This is a genomic window from Cupriavidus oxalaticus (genome assembly GCF_038900635.1).
Classification (GTDB): domain Bacteria; phylum Pseudomonadota; class Gammaproteobacteria; order Burkholderiales; family Burkholderiaceae; genus Cupriavidus; species Cupriavidus oxalaticus_B.
In genome coordinates this window covers 80645-101683 of the sequence record NZ_JAYMRX010000001.1, presented here as the reverse complement: position 1 = coordinate 101683, position 21039 = coordinate 80645, and the positions used below count along the sequence as shown (strand labels likewise).

Sequence of the window (21039 nt, the reverse complement as noted above, 5' to 3'; positions counted from 1 at the left end):
ATGCCACGCCAGAAAACTGTCTCCTCCGGAACAACTGTCAGCAGGGCTCGCCGTCCCAAGCAGCCGGAAGTGAAGGCTGGTGTGGCACATCCCGACGAGCACGCCGACGCGCAAGCGTTCGAGCCGGATCTCGCTGCCGATTTGATTCCCGCGACCGACGAGCCGATCGCCACCTCCACTCCGGTGGGCCTGCGCGAGGCGGACCTGCTCGCCGACGACAACGACCGCCATCTGCGCGATGACGACGATGACGAGTCCGAGGACGAGGAAGACAGCGAAGGCGAGAACGGCAGCGACGGCGCAGCGGCCGAGCACGATGACTTCCGCACGGTGCTGCATACCGAGCTGGCCGCCGACACCGTCCAGCATTACCTGAACCGCATCAGCATCAAGCCGCTGCTGTCCGCGCCGGAGGAACTGCATTTCTCCACGCTGGCCAAGGACGGCGACTTTGCCGCGCGCCAGGTCATGATCGAGCGCAACCTGCGGCTGGTGGTGAGCATCGCCAAGGGTTACCTCAATCGCGGCGTGCCGCTGCTCGACCTGATCGAGGAAGGCAACCTGGGCCTGATGCACGCGATCGAGAAATTCGATCCGTCGCGCGGGTTCCGCTTCTCGACCTATGCAACCTGGTGGATCCGCCAGAGCATCGAGCGCGCCATCATGAACCAGGCCCGCACCGTTCGCCTGCCGGTGCACGTGATCCGCGAACTGAACCAGGTGCTGCGCGCCAAGCGCCATCTGGAGAAGGGTGGCACCGACGGGCGCGACGCCAGCCTGGAAGACATCGCCCACCTGCTGGGCAAGACGCCGGACGAAGTGCAGGACGTCCTGGCACTCAACGAACACACCACCTCGCTCGATACGCCGTTCGACCTCGATCCCGGCTCGAGCCTCCTGGATTTCCTCTCCGACGAGCACAACGCCGCCCCCGACCAGGAAGTGGCGCACCGAGAGCTGGAAGGGCTGATGAAGCTCTGGCTGGCGCGCCTGTCGGAAAAGCATCGCTATGTGGTGGAGCGCCGCTTCGGCCTCAACCATATCGAGCCCGCCACGCTGGAAGAGCTCGCCGAGGAGATGGGCCTCACGCGCGAGCGCGTACGCCAGATCCAGCAGGAGGCGCTGGTCAAGCTCAAGCGGCATTTCGCTTCGCAAGGTGTCAGGAAGGACGCCGTTTTATGACCCCTGTGCTGGTATTCGACATCGAGACCATTCCCGATGTCGCCGGCCTGCGCCGTTTGCATGACCACCCCGATGCGATGAGCGACGGCGAAGTCGCCGAACACGCTTTCGCCGCCCGCCGCGAGAAAACCGGCAGCGATTTCCTGCCGCACTACCTGCAGCGCGTCGCCGCGATTTCCTGCGTGCTGCGGCGCACGCACCGCGATGGCTCGGCGGTGTTCCACGTGGGCTCCCTCGGTACCACCGAGGACAATGAAGCCACGCTGATCCAGAAGTTCTACGAACTGATCGCCCGCTACAGCCCGCAACTGGTTTCATGGAACGGTGGCGGTTTCGATCTCCCTGTGCTGCATTACCGCGGCCTGGTCAACGGCGTCACCGCGCCGCGCTACTGGGAGATGGGCGAGGGCCGCGACGAAGACAGCCGCGACTTCAAGTGGAACAACTACATCAGCCGCTACCACATGCGGCACCTGGACCTGATGGACCTGCTGGCGATGTACCAGCCGCGCGCCAGCGCGCCGCTGGATGACCTCGCCAAGCTGTGCGGTTTCCCGGGCAAGATGGGCATGGATGGCAGCAAGGTCTGGCATGCTTACCAGGCTGGCCAGCTCGACGAGATCCGCGCCTATTGCGAGACCGACGTCGTCAACACCTACCTGATGTACTGCCGTTTCCAGCTGATGCGCGGCGGCATGCCGCCGCGCGAGTTCGACATGGAGATGGCGCTGGTCCAGGAATCGCTGGCGGAACTGCCCGGCGAACAGTGGATGGCATATCTGCAGGCCTTCCGCCTGCAGCGCCTCACGCCCGAAGTCGACGACTTCGAGGACTGATCGCGCCGGCGCCCGCCGGCGTGCGCCACGGCAGCCCTAAAGGTCTAGCGACAGCAGGATCGGCTGGTGGTCCGAGTCGGCGGTATCGGCGTTGACTTCGCAACGCCGGATGCGCGCGGCAAGATTCTCCGTGACGAACATGAAGTCGCAGGCGAACGGTGGCTCGGGCCATTGCTCCTTGTCATGGATGGCGCAGGTTGGCGCGTGCGGCTGGCCCGGGTGCGTTTGCAGCCAGGCGTCGCACCACGGCGTGGTGGTGTCGGCGAACGGCTCCAGCATGCGGCGATAAGCGACGTCGTCGGGTTTGCTGTTGAAGTCGCCGCACAGGATGGCTTCGGCGGGGCGCGCTTCCGGCGTGAACGGCCCGGGCCACTTCTCGCTGCGGCCTGGACGTCGCGCATGATCGCAGGCCTGTACATGCCAGTCGCGCAGGGCCTCGGCCTGCGCTGCGCGCTGGAGCGTCGAGTAATACTCCAGGTGCGTGCAGATCACGCGCAGCCTCTGCGTGCCGGCCTCGACGGTGACTTCCAGCGCTACGCGCGGCATCGAGGCCACTTGCGGGTCCGCTGGCCACGGCAATGCGTGCCGGAATACCTCGCGTACTGGTAGCCTTGTAGCAATCAGGTTGCCGAACTGCTTGTGGGCGCCGTTGTGGCCGCGGCGATCGACGCCCGACGCAAACAGCAAGTGGTAGCCTGGCAGCAGGGCTGTCAGCTCGGCCACCTGATCGTCGCCCGGCGTGCCGCGCAGTTCACTGAAGTTGCGCGTGACTTCCTGCAGGCAGATCACGTCGGCATCGGCCATCGCGCGCAGTGTGTCCACCTGCCGCGCCAGGTCCACGCGCCCGTCCGCGCCGCGGCCCCATTGGATATTCCAGGAAATCAGTTCCATACAAGGCCTCCGTCATTGATCCGTCCGGTCTGGCATACAATCGCGCTTTCGTAAAACAATACGTCAGGTTTTATCTGGTGTCCCAAGCCGTGTCCTCCCCACAAGAAACGTCCGCCGTCGCGCCCGAATCTGTCGCACCGGGTGCAGCCCCCGCCGCAAAAGAGGCCCGTGGCCGCGCCAATGTCAATGCTCCCGGCGCCGACCCCGTGGTGTCGATCGACAGCCTCGACATGGAGGCGCGCGGGGTCGGCCGCCTGGTGAACGAGGACGGCACGCCTGGCAAGGTGATCTTCGTCGAAGGCGCATTGCCGGGCGAGACCGTCAGCTATCGCAGCTACCGTCGCAAGGCCAGCTTCGAGCAGGCTCACCTGGGCGAAGTCCTGCAGGAATCGGTGATGCGCGTGAAGCCGGGCTGCCAGCATTTCGGCGTCTGCGGCGGGTGCTCGATGCAGCATCTGGACTCGCGCGCGCAGCTTGCGATCAAGCAGCGCGTGCTGGAAGACAACTTGTGGCACCTGTCCAAGGTGAAGCCCGACGTGGTGTTCCGGCCGATCGCCGGCCCGGACTGGGGATACCGCTACCGCGCGCGACTGACCGTGCGCCACGTGGTGAAGAAGGGTGGCGTGCTGGTGGGCTTCCATGAGCGCAAGAGCAGTTATGTCGCCGACATGACGCGTTGTGAAATCCTGCCGCCGCATGTCTCGGCGATGCTGGTGCCGCTGCGCGAACTGGTGGCGGGGCTTTCGATCCGCGATCGCATGCCGCAGATCGAACTGGCCGTCGGTCATGAAGTGACGGCGCTGGTGCTGCGCATCCTCGAGCCGCTGACCGACGCTGACAAGGACCTGCTGCGCGCTTTCGCCGATGAGTACAAGGTCCAGTTCTGGCTGCAGCCGAAGGGGCCGGACACGGTCTACCCGTTCTACCCGACCGATGTCGAGCTGGCCTATACGCTGCCGGAATTCGGCATCCGCATGCCGTTCAAGCCGACCGACTTCACACAGGTGAACCACCAGATCAACCGCGTGCTGATCGGCCGCGCGCTGCGCCTGCTCGATGCGCAGCCGGGCGATCGCCTGCTCGACCTGTTCTGCGGCATCGGCAACTTCACGCTGCCGCTGGCCACGCAAGGCAAGTCGGTGATGGGCATCGAGGGCAGCGAGGCGCTGACCACGCGCGCGCTGGCCAATGCGGAGTACAACGGGCTGGCCGCCAGGACCGAGTTCGCATGCCGCAACCTGTTCGAAGTCACCGCCGACGACATCGCCGCGCTGGGCCGCTTCGACCGCTGGCTGGTCGACCCGCCGCGTGAAGGCGCGCTTGCGGTGAGCAAGGCGCTGGGCGAACTGGCGCAGCAGGGCAGCGACGTGCTGCCGCGGCGTATCGTCTATGTGTCGTGCAGTCCCGCCACGCTGGCGCGTGATGCCGGCCTGCTGGTGCACGAAGCGGGCTACCGTCTGAGCGGCGCCGGCGTGGTCAACATGTTCCCGCATACGTCGCACGTGGAGTCGATCGCGGTGTTCGACCGCGACTGACCGCTGCGTGCGCCCAAAAGAAAAAGCCGGCCAAGTGGCCGGCTTTTTTCATGCCGCGGCGATTGCCGTCATTCCCGGTTGCCGCCGAAGATGCCCAGCAGGGCCAGCAGGTTGGCGAAGACGTTGTACACGTCGAGGTAGATCGCCAGCGTGGCGGTGATGTAGTTGGTCTCTCCGCCGTTCACCACGCGCTGTACATCGAACAGAATGTACGCCGAGAAGATACCGATCGCGATCACCGACACTGTGATCATCAGCGACGGCAGCTGCAGCCAGATATTGGCAACGCTGGCCAGGATCAGCAGGATCACGCCGACGAACAGGAACTTGCCGAGGCCGGAAAAATCGCGCTTGCTGACGGTGGCGATGGTGGCCATCGCGCCGAACACTGCCGCCGTGCCGCCAAAGGCGTACATGATCAGCGCCGGTCCGTTGGAAAATGCAAGCGTTGCGCTGATCAGGCGCGACAGCATCAGTCCCATGAAGAACGTGAACGCCAGCAACAGCACCACGCCCATGCTGCTGTTCTTGGTTTTCTCGATGGCGAAGAAGAACCCGAACGCGATAGCCAGGAACAGGATCAGCGACAGGCCGGGGCTGCCCGCCATGAAGCTGAAGCCTGTGGCCACGCCAACCCACGCGCCGAGCACGGTGGGGATCATCGAAAGGGCCAGCAGCCAGTAAGTGTTGCGCAAGACCCGGTTGCGAACGACGACGTCAGTGACGGTCGACGCACTGTTGCCGAAACCGTAGGTATTCAGCTTGTTATCCATGGTGACTCCTGTCTCGAAACGGTGAGGCGCCGGGCCTGTCCGAAATAAGGAGAATTTTCGGATCGACCGCGGACGGAACCATCGTCAATGTGGCATCTGGTGGGCCGAATTGCAAGGGCGGGGTAATCCCGCAGGCACCCAAGCCCCTGTTTCAGCCCGTTCAGAGCTGCCTTCGTTTGACGGACGCCGGGGCGCCACGTTCCGGACATGACAAGGATGTAATGTGCAGGCGATGCTACTTGCGGGCAGGATGTGCCGTTCGACCGGTTACACCCGCGCCAGAGCGGCCCAGACCCTCGAAAGGGTCATCGTCTTCGTGCTAGAATTGCACGTTTAATCCATTTGTAACCCCTTCATTTTTCGGAGTTTTTCATGGCGATCGAACGCACCCTGTCGATTATCAAGCCGGATGCCGTGGCCAAGAACGTTATCGGCCAGATCTACGCCCGTTTCGAGGCCGCCGGCCTGAAGATCGTTGCTGCCAAGATGGTGCACCTGTCGCGCGGCGAAGCCGAGCAGTTCTATGCGGTGCACAAGGAGCGCCCGTTCTTCAAGGACCTGGTCGACTTCATGGTTTCCGGTCCGGTCATGATCCAGGCCCTGGAAGGCGAGAACGCCATCGCCACGAACCGTGACCTGATGGGCGCCACCGACCCGAAGAAGGCCGAGAAGGGCACCATCCGCGCCGACTTCGCCGACAGCATCGACGCCAACGCCGTGCACGGCTCGGACGCCGCCGAAACCGCCGCCGTGGAAGTTGCCTTCTTCTTCCCGGGCATGAACGTCTACGGCCGCTGATCGGCTGCTGACTGACACTGAAGCCGAGTTTGCCGTCATGAACGATCTCGTCAACCTGCTCGACCTCGACGCGGACGCGCTCACCGCCTATTGCGGCGAGCTCGGCGAGAAGCCGTTCCGTGCGCGGCAACTGCAACGCTGGATCCACCACTACGGTGCCAGCCGTTTCGACGCCATGTCGGATCTCGCCAAGTCGCTGCGCGAAAAGCTCTCGACCCGGGCCGAGATCCGCGCGCCTGCCGCCATCACCGACAACCTGTCGGCCGACGGCACGCGCAAGTGGCTGCTCGACGTCGGCCAGGGCAACGCCGTGGAAACGGTGTACATCCCCGAGGAAACGCGCGGCACGCTGTGCGTCTCCTCGCAGGCGGGCTGCGCGGTCAACTGCCGCTTCTGCTCGACCGGCAAGCAGGGCTTTTCGCGCAACCTGACCACGGGCGAGATCATTGGCCAGCTATGGATGGCGGAGTTCGCCATGCGCGAGCAGCTGGGCCGTGGCCCCAAGGACGACCGCGTCATCTCCAACGTGGTGATGATGGGCATGGGCGAGCCGCTGCTGAACTACGATGCCGTGGTGCCGGCCATGCGGCTGATGCTGGACGACAACGCCTACGGCCTGTCGCGCCGGCGCGTGACCCTGTCCACCTCGGGCGTGGTGCCGATGATAGATCGGCTGTCGAAGGACCTGCCGGTGGCCCTCGCCGTGTCGCTGCACGCGTCCAATGACGCCTTGCGCGACGTGCTGGTGCCGCTGAACAAGAAGTATCCGCTGGCCGAACTGATGGCGGCATGCCGCCGCTACCTTGAATTCGCGCCGCGCGATTTCATTACTTTCGAATACTGCATGCTGGACGGCGTCAATGATGGCGTCGAGCATGCGCGGGAACTGCTGAAGCTTGTCGCCGACGTGCCGTGCAAGTTCAACCTGATCCCATTCAATCCCTTCCCCGAATCGGGGCTGAAGCGTTCCAACAACGAGCAGATCCGGCGCTTCGCGCAGGTGTTGATGGACGCCGGCGTCGTGACCACCATCCGCAAGACGCGCGGCGACGACATCGACGCCGCCTGCGGTCAGCTGGCCGGGGAAGTGAAGGACCGTACCCGACTGGCCGAGCGCGGCAAGTTCGGCAAGATCACGCCACTGGTGCCGGTCAACAGCGCCGGCCAGCCTCGGGAGGCTCGCCCTGCATGATCCGTCTGATCGCTGCGGCCCTGTTCGGGCTGCTGATGTTGTCCGGCTGCCAGCTGCCGCACTCGCCGGCGCAGGATCTCCAGACCGCTTCCGACCAGACCGATGCAAGGCGCCGCGCCGGCATCCGGCTGCAGCTGGCCACCAACTATCTCGAGGCCGGGCAGAATGCGGTCGCGCTTGACGAGATCAAGCAGGCAATCGCCATCGATCCGTCGCTTGCCGATGCCTACCATGTGCGCGCGCTGATCTATATGAGCATGAACGAGCAGGCGCTGGCCGACGACAGCTTCCGCACCGCGGTGTCGATGCGCGGCAACGACGGCGACCTGCTCAACAACTATGGCTGGTTCCTGTGCCAGTCGGGCCGCTATGGCGACGCGGTGCCGATGCTGCAGCGCGCCGTGTCGGCACCGTCGGCGGGCGGCCCGGTGAAGCCGCTGATCAGCCTGGGTGCGTGCGAGCTGCGTCGCGGCAACAGCGCCGAGGCGGAAAAGAATCTGAAGGCCGCGCTCGGCTACGACCGCAACAATCCGGTGGCGAACACCAATCTGGCGCTGGTCTACTACCGCCGCGGCGATTTCGCGCAGGCCCGGCAGTTTGCCCAGCGCGTCAACAGCAGCCAATTTGCCAGTGCGCAATCCCTCTGGCTGGGAGCGCGCATTGCACACCGCCAGGGCGATGGCCGCACGCAGGATGCGCTGGTGGCGCAGCTGCGCAGCCGCTTCCCCGATTCGCGTGAGTTGACCGCCTACGAACAAGGAGCATGGGATGAGTGAGCACGACCGCGCCGCAGGCCAGGCCGTACCGACGCAATACGTCGGCGGTGGCGCGCACGAAGGAGACCGCGAAGCCGCAGCGCGCGAGATTGGCGCGGCACTGGCGCGCGAGCGCGAAGCGCAGCGGCTGTCCGTGGAAGACGTCAGCGCGCGTCTGAAGGTGGCGGCGCCGAAGCTGCGCGCGATCGAAGGCGGTGACCTGCAGGGGCTGCCCGACATCACTTTCGCCAAGGGCGTGATGCGGGCCTACGCGCGCATGCTGCATGTCGATATCGACGCGCTGCTGGCGCGCTTTCAGCCTCCGGTGGCACCGGTCACCGAGATTGCACGCCAGCGCGAGGGCAGCCTCAATGCGGCGTTCGACGACCGCAATCGCTTCCGCACCGGCGGAGCCGGCGGGCGCTGGGTCTGGCTGGCGCTGGTGGCGGTGGTGCTGGCCGCCGGTGGCTGGTTTGGCCTGGACCATATCCGCCATTGGATCGAGACCCGCAGCAGCGCGACCGAGACTGCCACGACGGAAGAACATGCCGCCGCGCAATCGACCGAGCCCGGCACGGTGACTGCGGCGCTGCCGCCGGTAATGGCCGCCGCCGACTCGCCAGCGCCCTCGGCTGAAACCACGCCGGCCAGCGCCGTGACCGCGACCGCGGCGCCGGCATCGGTCGCGGCGGCCGTGCCTGCCGCTGCACCGGCCGCGGCAACGCCTGCGCCCGCAGCGCCCGCAGGCCAGGGCGAACTGCAGATCCGCTTCGCCGGCGACACCTGGTATGAAGTCCGCGACAGCAGCGGCAAGGTCGTGCTGGGCGGCACCGCCAAGGCCGGCCAGGCCGTGGCCGGTGGCGGCAAGGCTCCGTACAAGGTGGTGATCGGCAACGTCAAGGGGGTCGAGTCGATGACGCGTAACGGCGAGCCGGTCGACCTGAAGGCAGCCAACCGCAACAACGTTGCGCGCCTGACGCTGCCCTGATCCGGGGTCGGCGAAAGGTGCGGCGCAGTGCGTCTTTGCAAGGTGGTAATGCTATGAACCAACAGCTCTGTCTCCCGGTCCTCCCCGGCTCGCTGCCGCGCCGCCAGACGCGCCAGGCGCGCGTCGTATGGGGCGATAACGTGGTGACCATCGGCGGCGACGCGCCCGTGCGCGTGCAGTCGATGACCAACACGGATACGGTCGACGCCATCGGCACGGCGATCCAGGTCAAGGACCTGGCGCGCGCGGGTTCGGAAATCGTGCGCATCACGGTGAACACGCCCGAGGCCGCCGCCGCGGTGCCGTCGATCCGCGAGCAGCTCGACCGCATGGGCGTCGATGTGCCGCTGGTGGGCGACTTCCACTACAACGGCCACAAGCTGCTGCAGGACTATCCGGCCTGCGCCGAGGCATTGTCCAAGTACCGCATCAACCCCGGCAACGTGGGGCAGGGCGCCAAGCGCGACACGCAGTTCGCGCAGATGATCGAGATGGCGTGCCGCTACAACAAGCCGGTGCGCATCGGCGTGAACTGGGGCAGCCTCGACCAGGACCTGCTGGCGCGCATCATGGACGAGAACGCGTCGCGCGCCGAGCCCTGGCCCGCGCAGAGCGTGATGATCGAGGCGCTGATCACCTCGGCGATCGATTCGGCAAGGAAGGCCGAAGAGATCGGGCTGCCGGGCAGCCAGATCATCCTGTCGTGCAAGGTGTCGCAGGTGCAGGAGCTGATCGCGGTCTACCGCGAACTGGCGCGCCGCTGCGACTATGCGTTGCACCTGGGCCTGACCGAGGCCGGCATGGGCAGCAAGGGCATCGTCGCTTCCACCGCGGCGCTGTCGGTGCTGCTGCAGGAAGGCATCGGCGACACGATCCGCATCTCGCTGACGCCGGAACCCGGCGCACCGCGCGAGAAGGAAGTGTATGTGGGGCAGGAAATCCTGCAGACCATGGGAATGCGCAACTTTACCCCGATGGTGATTGCCTGCCCGGGATGTGGCCGAACCACCAGCACGGTGTTCCAGGAGCTTGCGGCAAGCATCCAGACGTACCTGCGCGAGCAGATGCCACATTGGAAAACCGCCTATCCGGGCGTCGAGGAAATGGATGTGGCCGTGATGGGCTGCATCGTCAACGGCCCGGGCGAGAGCAAGCACGCCAATATCGGCATATCGCTGCCGGGTTCGGGCGAGTCGCCCGCGGCGCCGGTGTTCGTCGACGGCGTCAAGGTGAAGACGCTGCGCGGCGAGCGCATCGCCGAGGAATTCCAGGCGATCGTCGACGAGTACGTGCGCACACATTACGGTCCGGGCGCTGCACGGGCCGATAAGGAAGTGGCAGCCTGAGCCCTACCGGCCAGGCCCGAGAAGCTGACAAGAACAGAATGACGCAATCCGACAACGCAGCCGCCGCCGGCGCTGCCAAGACTGAACCGAAAGCCGAGCAGAAGGCCGAACTGAAGGCCGAGCAGAAGGTGAAGGCCGCCAAGGCGCTGCAGGGCGTGAAGGGCATGAACGACATGCTGCCGGCCGACGCGCCGCTGTGGGAGCATTTCGAGAATGCCGCGCGTGCCATGCTGCGCGCCTACGGCTACCAGCAACTGCGCACGCCGATCGTCGAGCACACGCAGCTGTTCGTGCGCGGTATCGGCGAGGTGACCGATATCGTCGAGAAGGAGATGTACTCCTTCACCGATGCGCTCAACGGCGAGCAGCTGACGTTGCGTCCCGAAGGCACCGCCGCCGCCGTGCGCGCGACCATCGAGCACAACCTGCTGTACGACGGCCCCAAGCGCCTGTGGTACACCGGCCCGATGTTCCGCCACGAGCGCCCGCAGCGCGGCCGCTATCGCCAGTTCCACCAGCTGGGCGCCGAGGCGCTGGGCTTCGCCGGTCCGGACGTCGACGCCGAGATCATCCTGATGTGCCAGCGCCTGTGGGACGACCTGGGCCTGACCGGCGTGCGCCTGGAGATCAATTCGCTGGGGCAGGCCAATGAGCGTGCCGCCCACCGCGAGGAGTTGATCAAGTACCTGGAAGGCTTCCAGGACATCCTGGACGAGGACAGCAAGCGCCGCCTGTATACCAATCCGCTGCGCGTGCTGGATACCAAGAATCCGGCGCTGCAGGAAATGGCCGCCAACGCGCCCAAGCTGATCGACTTCCTGGGCGAAGAGTCGCTGGCTCACTTCGAGGGCGTGCAGCGCCTGCTCAAGGCCAACAACATCCCGTACAAGATCAATCCGCGCCTGGTGCGCGGGCTGGACTACTACAACCTGACGGTGTTCGAGTGGATCACCGACAAGCTCGGCGCGCAGGGCACCATCGCCGGTGGTGGCCGCTATGACCCGCTGATCGCGCAGATGGGCGGCAAGCCGGCACCGGCTTGCGGCTGGGCCATGGGCGTCGAGCGCATCATCGAGCTGATCCGCGAAGAGGGCGTGGTGCCCGACGCCGCGGGTTGCGATGTCTACCTCGTGCACCAGGGCGAAGCCGCCGCGCAGCAGGCCATGATTGCGGCCGAGCGGTTGCGCGACGCCGGCCTGGACGTGGTGCTGCACGCCAGCGCCGACGGCAAGGGCGGCAGCTTCAAGTCGCAGATGAAGCGCGCCGACGCAAGCGGCGCGGCCTATGCCGTTATCATTGGCGACGACGAAGTGGCCGCTGGCGTGGTCCAGGTCAAGGAACTTCGCCAGCGCGATCAGGCCGAAGGCGGTGGGCAACAGGCCACCGTGCAGGCCGAGGGCCTGGTCGACTACCTGATCGACGCCATGGTCGGCGCCAGCGAATAAGCGCGGAGTAGGCGCGGAATAAGCGCACTTCGGCCGCAACGTCAACCAAGACGCCCGTATCCAACCAACGCAGGTGATTGCCTCGACATGGCTTACGATCTAGAAGAACAGGAACAGCTTGAGAATCTGAAGGCCTGGTGGCGCCAGTACGGCAACGCGCTGACCTGGGTGCTCATCGCCGCATTGCTGGCGTTTGCCGGCTGGAACGGCTGGAAGTACTGGGAGCGCAAGCAGGCCGGCGAGGCCGCGGTGCTGTACGAGCAGGTGCTCAAGGCCGCCGAGGCGCGCGACGTCGAACGCATCAAGCGCGCCGCGACCGATCTGGAGAACAAGTTCGGGCGTACCGCCTATGGCCAGATGAGCGCGCTGGTTGCCGGCCGCGTGCTGTATGACGCTGGCGACCTCGCCGCGGCCAAGACCCAGCTGCAGTGGGCCATCGACCACGGCGACGAAGAATACGCGCATCTGGCCAAGGTGCGCCTGGCCGGTGTGCTGCTCGACGAAAAGGCCTATGACAAAGGCCTTGCGCTGCTGAAGGACGAACCGCCGGCAGCGTTCGCGTCGCTGTATGCCGACCGCCGCGGTGACCTGCTCGCCGCGCAGGACAAGCGCGACGACGCGCGCGCGGCCTATCGCAAGGCGCTGGACAAGCTGGGCGAGGCCGAGCCGGCCACGCGCCAGATCATCCAGTTCAAGCTCGATGCGCTGGGCGCGGCCTGATGCGGCCGCACGCGCTTTGGCATCACGCAAAACCAGGACCGTAACCTTATGACGTCAGTGCTTTCCCGTGCCGTACATCGCCAGCCCACCCGCGCCGCCACCCGCGCGCTGGTGGCAGCTGCCTGCCTGGCCGCGCTGGGCGGCTGCTCGCTGTTCAGCAAGGAAAACAAGCACCCGCCCGCCGAACTCAAGCCCGTTTCGGCCACGCTGACGGTGCGCCAGGCGTGGAAGGCCGATGTGGGCAAGAGCGGCCCGTATTCGATGCAGCCCGCCGCGGCAGGCAACAATGTCTATGTGTCGTCCCACAACGGCAACGTGATGGCGCTGGAAGGCGCCTCCGGGCGCGTGCTGTGGAAGGCCAAGACGGATCTGGACCTGACCTCCGGCCCGGGCAGCAATGGCTCGGTGACCGCGGTCGCCGGCGAGAAGGGTGCGATCTACGCTTTCGACGCCAGCGGCAAGCAGATCTGGAAGAAGCAGGTCAACGGCGAGGTGCTGTCCGCGCCGCTGGTCGGCAACGGCCTGGTGGTGGTGCGAACCACCGACACTCGGGTGTTCGGCCTCGATGCCGAGACCGGCGAGCGCCGCTGGATCTACCAGCGCTCGCAGACGCCGCTGAACCTGCGCGCCGCGATGGGCATGGTGTTTGCCGGTGACGGCATCGTGATGGGCTTTCCCGGCGGCAAGCTGGGCGTGCTGACGCCGGGCAACGGCGTGCTGCGTTGGGAAAGCACGATTTCCTATCCCAAGGGCGTGTCCGAGATCGAGCGCCTGAACGATGTCACCGGCCAGCCGATGATCAGCGGCCGCCAGGTCTGCGCCACGACCTTCCAGGGGCGCGTGGCCTGCCTTGAGCTGACCAACGGCCAGCCGCAGTGGGGCAAGGATTTCTCGTCGCCGAGCGGCCCCGCGCAGGATGACAATGCGATCTATGCCAGCGACGAGCAGTCGGTCGTGCATGCCTTCGACCGCCAGAACGGCAGCGAGCGCTGGAAGAACGACCAGATGCGCAATCGCCGCCTGGGTGCGCCGCTGGCATTGGGTCGCTCGGTGGTGATGGGCGATTTCGAAGGCTATGTCCACTTCCTGTCGCGCGATGACGGCCAGGTCGTCGCCCGCATGAAGACCGATGGCAGCGCCATCACCGCCGCGCCGGTGGTGGCGGGGCAGACGCTGGTGATCCAGACTCGCGACGGCGACGTCTTCGGGTTCCAGCCGGGCTGACCAGCAAGCAGTGCGCGCTGCCGTACACCTGTCGGTACGGTGCGCGCCGAATCCGGTAGCATGATCCCTGGTCGTGCGGCAATTTGCGCAGCGGGTCGCTGACCGACGCCGCGCCCCGACAGGACAAGCGGCAAGGCGCGCCCACCGGGCGCGCGTGCCGTCGGATCCATTGACTCCGGAGTAACCGGGGGGCGGCAGGTGCCGGCCCCCGTTTCCGTTTATTGCATGAAACCAGTTATCGCACTTGTCGGCCGCCCCAATGTGGGGAAGTCGACGCTATTCAACCGCATGACCCGCTCGCGCGACGCCCTCGTCGCCGACCTGCCGGGCCTGACGCGCGACCGCCACTATGGTGAGGGGCGCGTCGGCGAGCGTCCGTTCATTGCCATCGATACCGGCGGCTTCGAGCCGGTGGTCAAGGAAGGCATCGTCGCCGAGATGGCCAAGCAGACCAAGCAGGCGGTGGTCGAGGCCGACGTGGTGATCTTTATCGTCGACGGTCGCCTGGGCCTGGCGCCGCAGGACCGCGCCATCGCGGACTACCTGCGCAAGACCGGCCGGCGCATCATGCTGGCGGTCAACAAGGCCGAGGGCATGAAGTACACCTCGGTCGCCGCGGATTTCTACGAGCTGGGCATGGGCGATCCGTACGCGATCTCCGCTGCCCACGGCGACGGCGTGCGCGAGCTGGTCGACGAAGCGATCGAGCTGGCCGTGCAGGAGCGCCCGGAACTGGCCGCGGAAGAGCCCGTGGACGGCAAGGGCGTCAAGATCGCCATCGTCGGGCGCCCCAATGTGGGGAAGTCCACGCTGGTCAATACGCTGATCGGCGAAGAACGCGTGATCGCATTCGACATGCCGGGCACGACCCGCGACGCCATCTACGTGGAATTCGAACGCGGCGGCAGGCCTTATACGCTGATCGATACGGCTGGCCTGCGCCGGCGCGGCAAGGTGTTTGAGGCGATTGAAAAATTTTCAGTGGTCAAGACGCTGCAATCGATCGCCGATGCCAACGTCGTGATCTTGCTGCTGGATGCGCAACAGGACATCTCCGACCAGGACGCGCATATTGCCGGCTTTATCGTTGAATCCGGACGCGCTCTGGTGGTCGGCGTCAATAAATGGGACGGGCTGGATGGCCATGCCCGCGACCGCATCAAGCACGATCTCGAGCGCAAGCTGCAATTCCTGAACTTCGCGAATTTCCACTTTGTGTCGGCGCGCGAGCGCACCGGCATCGGCGCGCTGATGCGTTCCGTCGACGACGCCTATGCCGCGGCCATGGTCAAGCTGCCGACGCCGCAGCTGACGCGCGTGCTGCAGGAAGCCGTGGAATTCCAGCAACCCAAGCGCGTCGGTGCGTCGCGTCCCAAGCTGCGCTATGCGCACCAGGGTGGCTCGAACCCACCGATCGTCGTGATCCACGGCAATGCGCTGTCGGGGATTGCCGAGACTTACCGGCGCTATCTCGAAAACCGTTTCCGTGCGGCCTTCAAGCTCAAGGGCACCCCCCTGCGCATCGAATTCCGTACGAACAAAAATCCGTACGCGGACTCGAAGGATTGAGTCCGGAATCGGATCCTTGGCGGGGCCAGTTTTCGTTTGCGTTCGTTTGGAACTGCGGCTAAATTCACGGTAGCAGGGGGTTCCCTGTGCATTGACGCCGACTTGGTACCGTTTTTTGATCTTTTTTCTGGCGCGTTTTTGCGCCGATTGACTTGAACCGGGGATTTCCATCCCCATCATTCACCACTAAACCTATAAATTTGGAGTGTGCCATGAGCAACAAAGGGCAACTGCTACAAGACCCGTTCCTGAACGCGCTGCGCAAAGAGCACGTGCCGGTGTCCATCTACCTCGTCAATGGCATCAAGCTGCAAGGCAATATCGAATCGTTCGATCAGTACGTCGTGCTGCTGCGTAACACCGTGACGCAGATGGTCTACAAGCATGCGATTTCCACCGTCGTTCCGGCGCGCGCGGTCAACTTCCGCGTGGATGATTCCTCCGAGAACTGATCTGCCTCGCGGCCGCGGAAACCCGCGGTCGCCGACCCAAGGCATCGGCCTGGCACCCCGTGGGGTTGCACCGATGCCCGGTACCGGTGCGCCAGCGCGGCCGGTGCCTGCCGGACTGGCGGCGTATCTCGCTGCCACGGCCTCCCGCCCGGTGCGGGTAGGCGTTCCGGCTGGGGACAGGGCAGGGCGGGACTTCCGTCGGCCATCCCCTGAAACCATCGGAAAGCGTTCCGCTATTCCTCGCTATTCCTAATTCCCAGCGCATTCGCGCCATCCCTTGGATCCCAGAGCTACTTCCAACACTGCCCCGTCGCGCGCCATCCTCGTCGGCGTCGATTTCGGCAAGCATGATTTCGAGGAAAGCCTCAGCGAACTCGCCTTGCTGACCTCCACCGCCGGCTCGCTGCCGGTGCATACGCTGACGGGCCGCCGCTCGCGGCCGGATCCGGCGCTGTTCATCGGCTCGGGCAAGGCCGAGGAACTGAAGGAAGCCGCCGACGCGCTCGATGCCGACGTGGTCGTGTTCAACCACGCACTCAGCCCGGCGCAGCAGCGTAACCTCGAGCGCTTCCTGAACCGCCACGTGATCGACCGTACCGGCCTGATCCTGGATATCTTCGGGCAGCGTGCGCAGAGCCATGTCGGCAAGGTGCAGGTCGAGCTGGCGCAGGTGCAGTACCGCGCCTCGCGGCTGGTGCGCGCGTGGAGCCACCTGGAACGCCAGAAGGGCGGTATCGGCATGCGCGGCGGCCCCGGCGAGCGCCAGCTCGAGCTGGACCGGCGCATGCTGGATGACCGCGCCAAGCGGCTCAAGTCAGACCTGTCGCGGCTGCAGCGCCAGCACAGCACGCAGCGGCGCGCACGCGCGCGCAACGATACGCTCAGCATTTCGCTGGTTGGCTATACCAACGCGGGCAAGTCGACGCTGTTCAATGCGCTGACCAAGGCGCGCGCCTATGCGGCCGACCAGTTGTTCGCCACGCTCGATACCACCTCGCGCCGGCTGTTCCTGGACGGGCTGGGCAACGTGGTGCTGTCCGACACGGTCGGATTCATCCGCGACCTGCCCACGCAGTTGGTGGCGGCGTTCCGTGCCACGCTCGAGGAAACGGTCCATGCCGACCTGCTGCTCCATGTGGTCGATGCATCCAGCCCGGTGCGCCATGAGCAGATCGAACAGGTCAACCGCGTGCTGGCAGAGATCGACGCGTCCGACATCCCGCAGATCGTGGTGATGAACAAGATCGATGCGGCGCCGGAACTGCTGGACCAGGGCCCGCGCATCGAGCGCGATGAAGACGGCATTCCCACGCGGGTGTTCCTGAGCGCCCGCGAAGGGATCGGCCTGGATGCGCTGCGCGAAGTGGTGGTCGAGGTGGCCCAGTGGCTGGCCAGCCGCCCGCCGGAACCCGCGCCCTACGATCAGCGGCTGGGCGACGCCCATCTGTATGAGGACGGTAGCGACAGCGACGATCTGGCAGGCGATGACGCCGATGCCGCCCAGCCGGGGGCAAGGTCCTGAGCCACGCCGGCGCGGCCTTTTGCGCGACCTGGGTGCCGTTGCAGTGCTTCTGCGGCCAGGTTCGGAGCGCCTTTCCACGGATTGGTCGCGATTTGGGCAAATGTGGCGCAGATGACTGCTAGAATCCCCCTGTTACAAACTTCCCCGGACCCGTGCACTTCATGCCCCAGTTTCCCCGGAATGCTGATTCGAGCCTGACACCAGGCGGCCGCTTCGCGCCACGCGCGGGCTGGCAGCGCCTGCGCGCCATCTTCTCGCTGAACGATCCGCGCTGGGGTCGCAACGGTGACGACGACGACAAGAAGGACGGCCGCGACGACAACCGCCAGCAGAACCAGCGCCCGCAACAGGATGGCGGCCCGCCGGATCTGGACGAACTGTGGCGCGATTTCAACCGCCGCCTGAACGGCCTGCTCGGCCGCAAGGAAAACGGCGGTGGCGGCAACCAGGGTTTTGGTGGCCCGCGCACCCCGGGCAAGGGCTCGGGCGTGGGCGCCGGCGTGATTGTGGCCGCAGTGGTCGGCATCTGGCTGGCCAGCGGCTTCTTCATGGTGCAGGAAGGCCAGACCGCCGTGATCCTGCAGTTCGGCAAGTTCAAGTATTCGGCCGGTCCCGGCATCAACTGGCGCATGCCCTGGCCGGTGCAGTCGGCGGAGGTCGTGAACCTGTCGGCGGTGCGTTCGGTCGAGGTGGGTCGGTCCACGTCGATCAAGGACAGTAACCTGAAGGACTCGTCGATGCTGACGCAGGATGAGAACATCATCGACGTCCGCTTCACCGTCCAGTACGTCATCCAGGACGCAACCGAATTCCTGTTCTTCAACAAGACCGACCGCGGCGGCGACGAAGAACTGGTGACCCAGGCCGCCGAGACCTCGGTGCGCGAGATCGTCGGCCGCAACAAGATGGACTCGGTGCTGTACGAGAACCGCGAACAGATCGCGCAGGGCCTGGCCAAGTCGATTCAGGCGATCCTGACGGCGTACAAGACCGGCATCCGCGTGCTTTCCGTGAACGTGCAGAGTGTGCAGCCGCCCGAGCAGGTGCAGGCCGCGTTCGACGACGTCAACAAGGCCAGCCAGGACCGCGAGCGCGCGATCAGCGAAGGCCAGGCCTATGCCAATGACATTATTCCGCGCGCCAAGGGTACCGCCGCGCGACTGAAGGAAGAATCCGAAGCCTACCGCTCCCGTGTGGTGGCGCAGGCCGAGGGCGATGCCTCGCGCTTCCGCTCGGTGCAGACCGAATATGCCAAGGCGCCGCAGGTGACGCGCGACCGGATTTATCTTGAGACCATGCAGCAGATCTACAGCAATTCGACCAAAGTGCTGGTGGACGCGCGCCAGGGTAACAATCTCCTCTACCTGCCGCTGGACAAGCTGATGGCGCAGGGTCAGGGCGACGGCCGTGCCGCCGCGCCAGGGCAGCCGGGCGCTGGTACGCCGGCGCCGGTTCCCGAGACTTCGCCGGATACCCGGTCGCGCGAATCGCTGCGCAACCGTGACCGCGACTCGCGCTGAGGAGACCCGTCATGAACCGACTGATTTCCTTCGCGATCGGCTTTTTCATCCTGCTGGCGGTGCTGTCTTCGATGTTGTTCGTGGTTGACCAGCGCCAGTACGCCGTGGTGTTCGCCTTCGGCGAGATCAAGCAGGTGGTGCGCGAGCCCGGCCTGCATTTCAAGCTGCCGCCGCCGTTCCAGAACGTGGTGTTCATGGACCGTCGCCTGCAGACCATCGACGTGGCCGCCAACGAGCGCTTCCTGACCGCCGAGAAGAAGAGCATGGTGGTGGACTGGTTCGTCAAATGGCGCATCACCGATCCGCGCAAGTTCTTTGTCGCCTTCGGCGGCAACCTGCGCGGCGCGCAGGACCGCATGACCCAGCGCATCGACGCCGTGGCGCGCGAGGAGTTCGGCAGGCGCACCGTGGCCGACGTGGTCGCGGGCGAGCGCGAACAGGTGATGCAGGCCATCCGCAACGGCATGGTCGAATACGCCAAGTCGGTGGGCGTCGAGATCTTGGACGTCCGCCTCAAGCGCGTCGACCTGCTGCCCGCGATCAGTGAATCGGTGTATCGCCGCATGGAAGCCGAGCGCAAGCGCGTGGCCAATGAGTTGCGTTCCACTGGCGCGGCCGAAGGCGAGAAGATCCGCGCTGACGCTGACCGCCAGCGCGAAGTTGTGCTGGCTGAAGCCTATCGCGATGCCCAGAAGATCAAGGGCGATGGCGATGCCAAGGCGTCGCAGATCTATGCCGATGCCTTTGGCCGTGATCCGCAGTTCGCGCAGTTCTGGCGCAGCATGGAGGCGTATCGCAACACCTTCCGCGACAAGCGCGACGTGCTGGTGCTGGAGCCCAATTCCGAGTTCTTCCGCTACATGCGTTCCAGCGGCGGCGCCGCGGCGGCCGCGTCCGGCGGGCCCGGAGGCAAGCGCTAGAACGTCCGCTTGTCCGTGTGGCGAATTGACGAAAACCCCGGCTTGCCGGGGTTTTGTCCGGCTGGAGCCATCATTGCCGAGTGATGGCCCGGGCGCACGGAGAGGCAAGACTGCGGCAACAATGTGCCCGGGCGCGGCCCGGCGCCGCGGACGCGGAGTCCGCGGGGTAACCGAATGACCGAGAAGAGATTCACCATGTCTAACCATTGGCTGCTGCCAGAAAACATTGCCGACGTGCTGCCGTCGGAAGCGCGCAAGATCGAAGAACTGCGCCGCCGCATGCTGGACCTGTTCCGCACCTACGGCTACGAGATGGTGATGCCGCCGATGCTGGAGTACCTGGAGTCGCTGCTGACCGGTACCGGCCATGACCTGGACCTGCGCACGCTCAAGCTGGTGGATCAGTTGTCGGGCCGCACCATGGGCCTGCGGGCCGATATCACGCCGCAGGTCGCGCGCATCGACGCCCACCTGCTGAACCGGCCCGGCGTGACGCGCCTTTGCTACGCTGGCAACGTGCTGCATGCGCGGCCGGCGGGTTTCCATGCCACGCGCGAGCCGATCCAGATCGGCGCCGAGATCTACGGCCACGCCGGTCTTGAAGCCGACGTCGAGATCCAGGAGCTGATGCTGGCTGCGCTGCAGGCGGCGGGCCTGTCGGAGATCCGCATCGACCTGTGCCACGCCGGCATCCTGGAAGCGCTGCTTGCCGGGCTGCCGTCGATCCGAAAGATCGAGGACGCGCTCTTTGCCGCGCTCGAGACCAAGGATGTGCCAGCGCTGCGCGAGTTGACCATGGGCATGCCGCAGACCGAACGCGATGCGCTGCTGGCGCTGCCGACGCTGTACGGCGGGGTGGAAGTGCTGGAGCGCGCCCGCGCCACGCTGCCGGCAAGCCCGGCGATCGGCCGCGCGCTGGACGAACTGGCCGCGCTGGCGGTGCAGGTGCGTGGCGCCAGCGTCAACATCGACCTGTCGGACCTGCGTGGTTACCACTATCACAGCGGTGTGATGTTCGCCGCCTACGTGGCGGGCCTGCCCAACTATGTGGCCCGGGGCGGGCGCTACGACAAGGTGGGCGAAGCCTTCGGCCGCGCGCGGCCGGCGACGGGTTTTTCGCTCGACCTGCGCGAAGTGGCGTCGCTGTCACCGGTGGAAGTGCGCGCCCAGGCCATTTTCGCACCCTGGGATGCGGATCCGGCACTGCGCGCCGCGATTTCCGCACTGCGCGCCGCCGGCGAGATCGTGATCCAGTCGTTGCCCGGCCATACCCACGAGCTCGACGAATTCAACTGCGATCGCCAGCTGGTGCGCCAGGATTCCGGCTGGGCCGTGGTGCCGCGCTGACGCCGGGCGTGCAATCCCGGCCAA

The 21039-nt window shown here is 65.8% G+C and carries 19 protein-coding genes; 17 read left to right on the top strand and 2 right to left on the bottom strand.

What is annotated here, in order from left to right:
• The gene (rpoS, locus tag VSR71_RS00450; protein WP_342912033.1) at positions 1–1182 is read left to right on the top strand and encodes an RNA polymerase sigma factor RpoS; all 1182 of its coding nucleotides are present in this window, start codon (positions 1–3) and stop codon (positions 1180–1182) included.
• Complete coding sequence (locus VSR71_RS00445) at positions 1179–2018, top strand: 3'-5' exonuclease (protein ID WP_342912032.1); 840 nt, start codon at positions 1179–1181, stop codon at positions 2016–2018. The genes rpoS and VSR71_RS00445 overlap by 4 nt, the downstream gene beginning before the upstream one ends.
• 36 nt (positions 2019–2054) lie before the next feature.
• Here VSR71_RS00445 and VSR71_RS00440 read toward each other — a convergent pair whose 3' ends face one another.
• Complete coding sequence (locus tag VSR71_RS00440; protein WP_342912031.1) at positions 2055–2909, bottom strand: endonuclease/exonuclease/phosphatase family protein; 855 nt, start codon at positions 2907–2909, stop codon at positions 2055–2057.
• A gap of 230 nt (positions 2910–3139) precedes the next feature.
• Between VSR71_RS00440 and rlmD the strand changes: the two genes are divergently transcribed.
• Entirely contained in the window at positions 3140–4444 is a 1305-nt protein-coding gene (gene rlmD, locus VSR71_RS00435) for a 23S rRNA (uracil(1939)-C(5))-methyltransferase RlmD (protein ID WP_342912657.1), read from the top strand.
• Positions 4445–4512: 68 nt separating this feature from the next.
• Here rlmD and VSR71_RS00430 read toward each other — a convergent pair whose 3' ends face one another.
• The gene (locus tag VSR71_RS00430; protein WP_342912030.1) at positions 4513–5217 is read right to left on the bottom strand and encodes a Bax inhibitor-1/YccA family protein; all 705 of its coding nucleotides are present in this window, start codon (positions 5215–5217) and stop codon (positions 4513–4515) included.
• Between the two features lie 372 nt (positions 5218–5589).
• Between VSR71_RS00430 and ndk the strand changes: the two genes are divergently transcribed.
• The 14 genes from ndk to VSR71_RS00360 all read left to right on the top strand — a co-directional run bounded on the left by ndk (position 5590) and on the right by VSR71_RS00360 (position 21015).
• Positions 5590–6015, top strand: coding sequence for a nucleoside-diphosphate kinase (ndk, locus tag VSR71_RS00425; RefSeq protein ID WP_342912029.1), 426 nt, complete (start codon positions 5590–5592; stop codon positions 6013–6015).
• 37 nt (positions 6016–6052) lie between these two features.
• Entirely contained in the window at positions 6053–7207 is a 1155-nt protein-coding gene (rlmN, locus tag VSR71_RS00420) for a 23S rRNA (adenine(2503)-C(2))-methyltransferase RlmN (RefSeq protein WP_342912028.1), read from the top strand.
• The gene (gene pilW / locus VSR71_RS00415) at positions 7204–7983 is read left to right on the top strand and encodes a type IV pilus biogenesis/stability protein PilW (protein WP_342912027.1); all 780 of its coding nucleotides are present in this window, start codon (positions 7204–7206) and stop codon (positions 7981–7983) included. The genes rlmN and pilW overlap by 4 nt, the downstream gene beginning before the upstream one ends.
• The gene (locus VSR71_RS00410) at positions 7976–8950 is read left to right on the top strand and encodes a RodZ domain-containing protein (protein WP_342912026.1); all 975 of its coding nucleotides are present in this window, start codon (positions 7976–7978) and stop codon (positions 8948–8950) included. The genes pilW and VSR71_RS00410 overlap by 8 nt, the downstream gene beginning before the upstream one ends.
• A gap of 53 nt (positions 8951–9003) precedes the next feature.
• On the top strand, positions 9004–10296 hold the full coding sequence (ispG, locus tag VSR71_RS00405) for a flavodoxin-dependent (E)-4-hydroxy-3-methylbut-2-enyl-diphosphate synthase (RefSeq protein WP_342912025.1): 1293 nt from the start codon (positions 9004–9006) through the stop codon (positions 10294–10296).
• A gap of 38 nt (positions 10297–10334) precedes the next feature.
• Positions 10335–11741, top strand: a complete 1407-nt coding sequence (gene hisS, locus VSR71_RS00400; RefSeq protein ID WP_342912024.1) for a histidine--tRNA ligase — start codon at positions 10335–10337, stop codon at positions 11739–11741.
• Positions 11742–11828: 87 nt separating this feature from the next.
• Positions 11829–12461 (top strand): tetratricopeptide repeat protein, encoded by a 633-nt coding sequence (locus VSR71_RS00395; protein ID WP_342912023.1) that lies wholly within the window; start codon positions 11829–11831, stop codon positions 12459–12461.
• 48 nt (positions 12462–12509) lie between these two features.
• On the top strand, positions 12510–13685 hold the full coding sequence (gene bamB, locus VSR71_RS00390) for an outer membrane protein assembly factor BamB (protein WP_342912022.1): 1176 nt from the start codon (positions 12510–12512) through the stop codon (positions 13683–13685).
• 225 nt (positions 13686–13910) lie between these two features.
• The gene (gene der / locus VSR71_RS00385) at positions 13911–15254 is read left to right on the top strand and encodes a ribosome biogenesis GTPase Der (protein ID WP_342912021.1); all 1344 of its coding nucleotides are present in this window, start codon (positions 13911–13913) and stop codon (positions 15252–15254) included.
• Positions 15255–15466: 212 nt separating this feature from the next.
• Positions 15467–15706 carry an RNA chaperone Hfq gene (gene hfq, locus VSR71_RS00380; protein WP_029046151.1) on the top strand — a complete coding sequence of 80 codons (240 nt, stop codon included), beginning with the start codon at positions 15467–15469 and terminating at the stop codon, positions 15704–15706.
• 277 nt (positions 15707–15983) lie between these two features.
• The gene (gene hflX / locus VSR71_RS00375) at positions 15984–17228 is read left to right on the top strand and encodes a GTPase HflX (RefSeq protein WP_342912020.1); all 1245 of its coding nucleotides are present in this window, start codon (positions 15984–15986) and stop codon (positions 17226–17228) included.
• Between the two features lie 161 nt (positions 17229–17389).
• The gene (gene hflK / locus VSR71_RS00370) at positions 17390–18748 is read left to right on the top strand and encodes an FtsH protease activity modulator HflK (RefSeq protein ID WP_342912019.1); all 1359 of its coding nucleotides are present in this window, start codon (positions 17390–17392) and stop codon (positions 18746–18748) included.
• Positions 18749–18759: 11 nt separating this feature from the next.
• Complete coding sequence (gene hflC, locus VSR71_RS00365) at positions 18760–19668, top strand: protease modulator HflC (RefSeq protein ID WP_342912018.1); 909 nt, start codon at positions 18760–18762, stop codon at positions 19666–19668.
• A gap of 195 nt (positions 19669–19863) precedes the next feature.
• A complete protein-coding gene (locus VSR71_RS00360; protein WP_342912017.1) occupies positions 19864–21015 on the top strand; it encodes an ATP phosphoribosyltransferase regulatory subunit in 1152 nt (383 codons plus the stop codon).
• The last annotated feature ends 24 nt before the right edge of the window (positions 21016–21039 follow it).

Coding starts and splice junctions, on each gene's coding strand:
- rpoS (WP_342912033.1), top strand. CDS start 1: ATGCCACGCCAGAAAACTGTCTCCTCCGGAACAACTGTCAGCAGGGCT.
- VSR71_RS00445 (WP_342912032.1), top strand. CDS start 1,179: ATGACCCCTGTGCTGGTATTCGACATCGAGACCATTCCCGATGTCGCC.
- VSR71_RS00440 (WP_342912031.1), bottom strand. CDS start 2,909: ATGGAACTGATTTCCTGGAATATCCAATGGGGCCGCGGCGCGGACGGG.
- rlmD (WP_342912657.1), top strand. CDS start 3,140: ATGGAGGCGCGCGGGGTCGGCCGCCTGGTGAACGAGGACGGCACGCCT.
- VSR71_RS00430 (WP_342912030.1), bottom strand. CDS start 5,217: ATGGATAACAAGCTGAATACCTACGGTTTCGGCAACAGTGCGTCGACC.
- ndk (WP_342912029.1), top strand. CDS start 5,590: ATGGCGATCGAACGCACCCTGTCGATTATCAAGCCGGATGCCGTGGCC.
- rlmN (WP_342912028.1), top strand. CDS start 6,053: ATGAACGATCTCGTCAACCTGCTCGACCTCGACGCGGACGCGCTCACC.
- pilW (WP_342912027.1), top strand. CDS start 7,204: ATGATCCGTCTGATCGCTGCGGCCCTGTTCGGGCTGCTGATGTTGTCC.
- VSR71_RS00410 (WP_342912026.1), top strand. CDS start 7,976: ATGAGTGAGCACGACCGCGCCGCAGGCCAGGCCGTACCGACGCAATAC.
- ispG (WP_342912025.1), top strand. CDS start 9,004: ATGAACCAACAGCTCTGTCTCCCGGTCCTCCCCGGCTCGCTGCCGCGC.
- hisS (WP_342912024.1), top strand. CDS start 10,335: ATGACGCAATCCGACAACGCAGCCGCCGCCGGCGCTGCCAAGACTGAA.
- VSR71_RS00395 (WP_342912023.1), top strand. CDS start 11,829: ATGGCTTACGATCTAGAAGAACAGGAACAGCTTGAGAATCTGAAGGCC.
- bamB (WP_342912022.1), top strand. CDS start 12,510: ATGACGTCAGTGCTTTCCCGTGCCGTACATCGCCAGCCCACCCGCGCC.
- der (WP_342912021.1), top strand. CDS start 13,911: ATGAAACCAGTTATCGCACTTGTCGGCCGCCCCAATGTGGGGAAGTCG.
- hfq (WP_029046151.1), top strand. CDS start 15,467: ATGAGCAACAAAGGGCAACTGCTACAAGACCCGTTCCTGAACGCGCTG.
- hflK (WP_342912019.1), top strand. CDS start 17,390: ATGCCCCAGTTTCCCCGGAATGCTGATTCGAGCCTGACACCAGGCGGC.
- hflC (WP_342912018.1), top strand. CDS start 18,760: ATGAACCGACTGATTTCCTTCGCGATCGGCTTTTTCATCCTGCTGGCG.
- VSR71_RS00360 (WP_342912017.1), top strand. CDS start 19,864: ATGTCTAACCATTGGCTGCTGCCAGAAAACATTGCCGACGTGCTGCCG.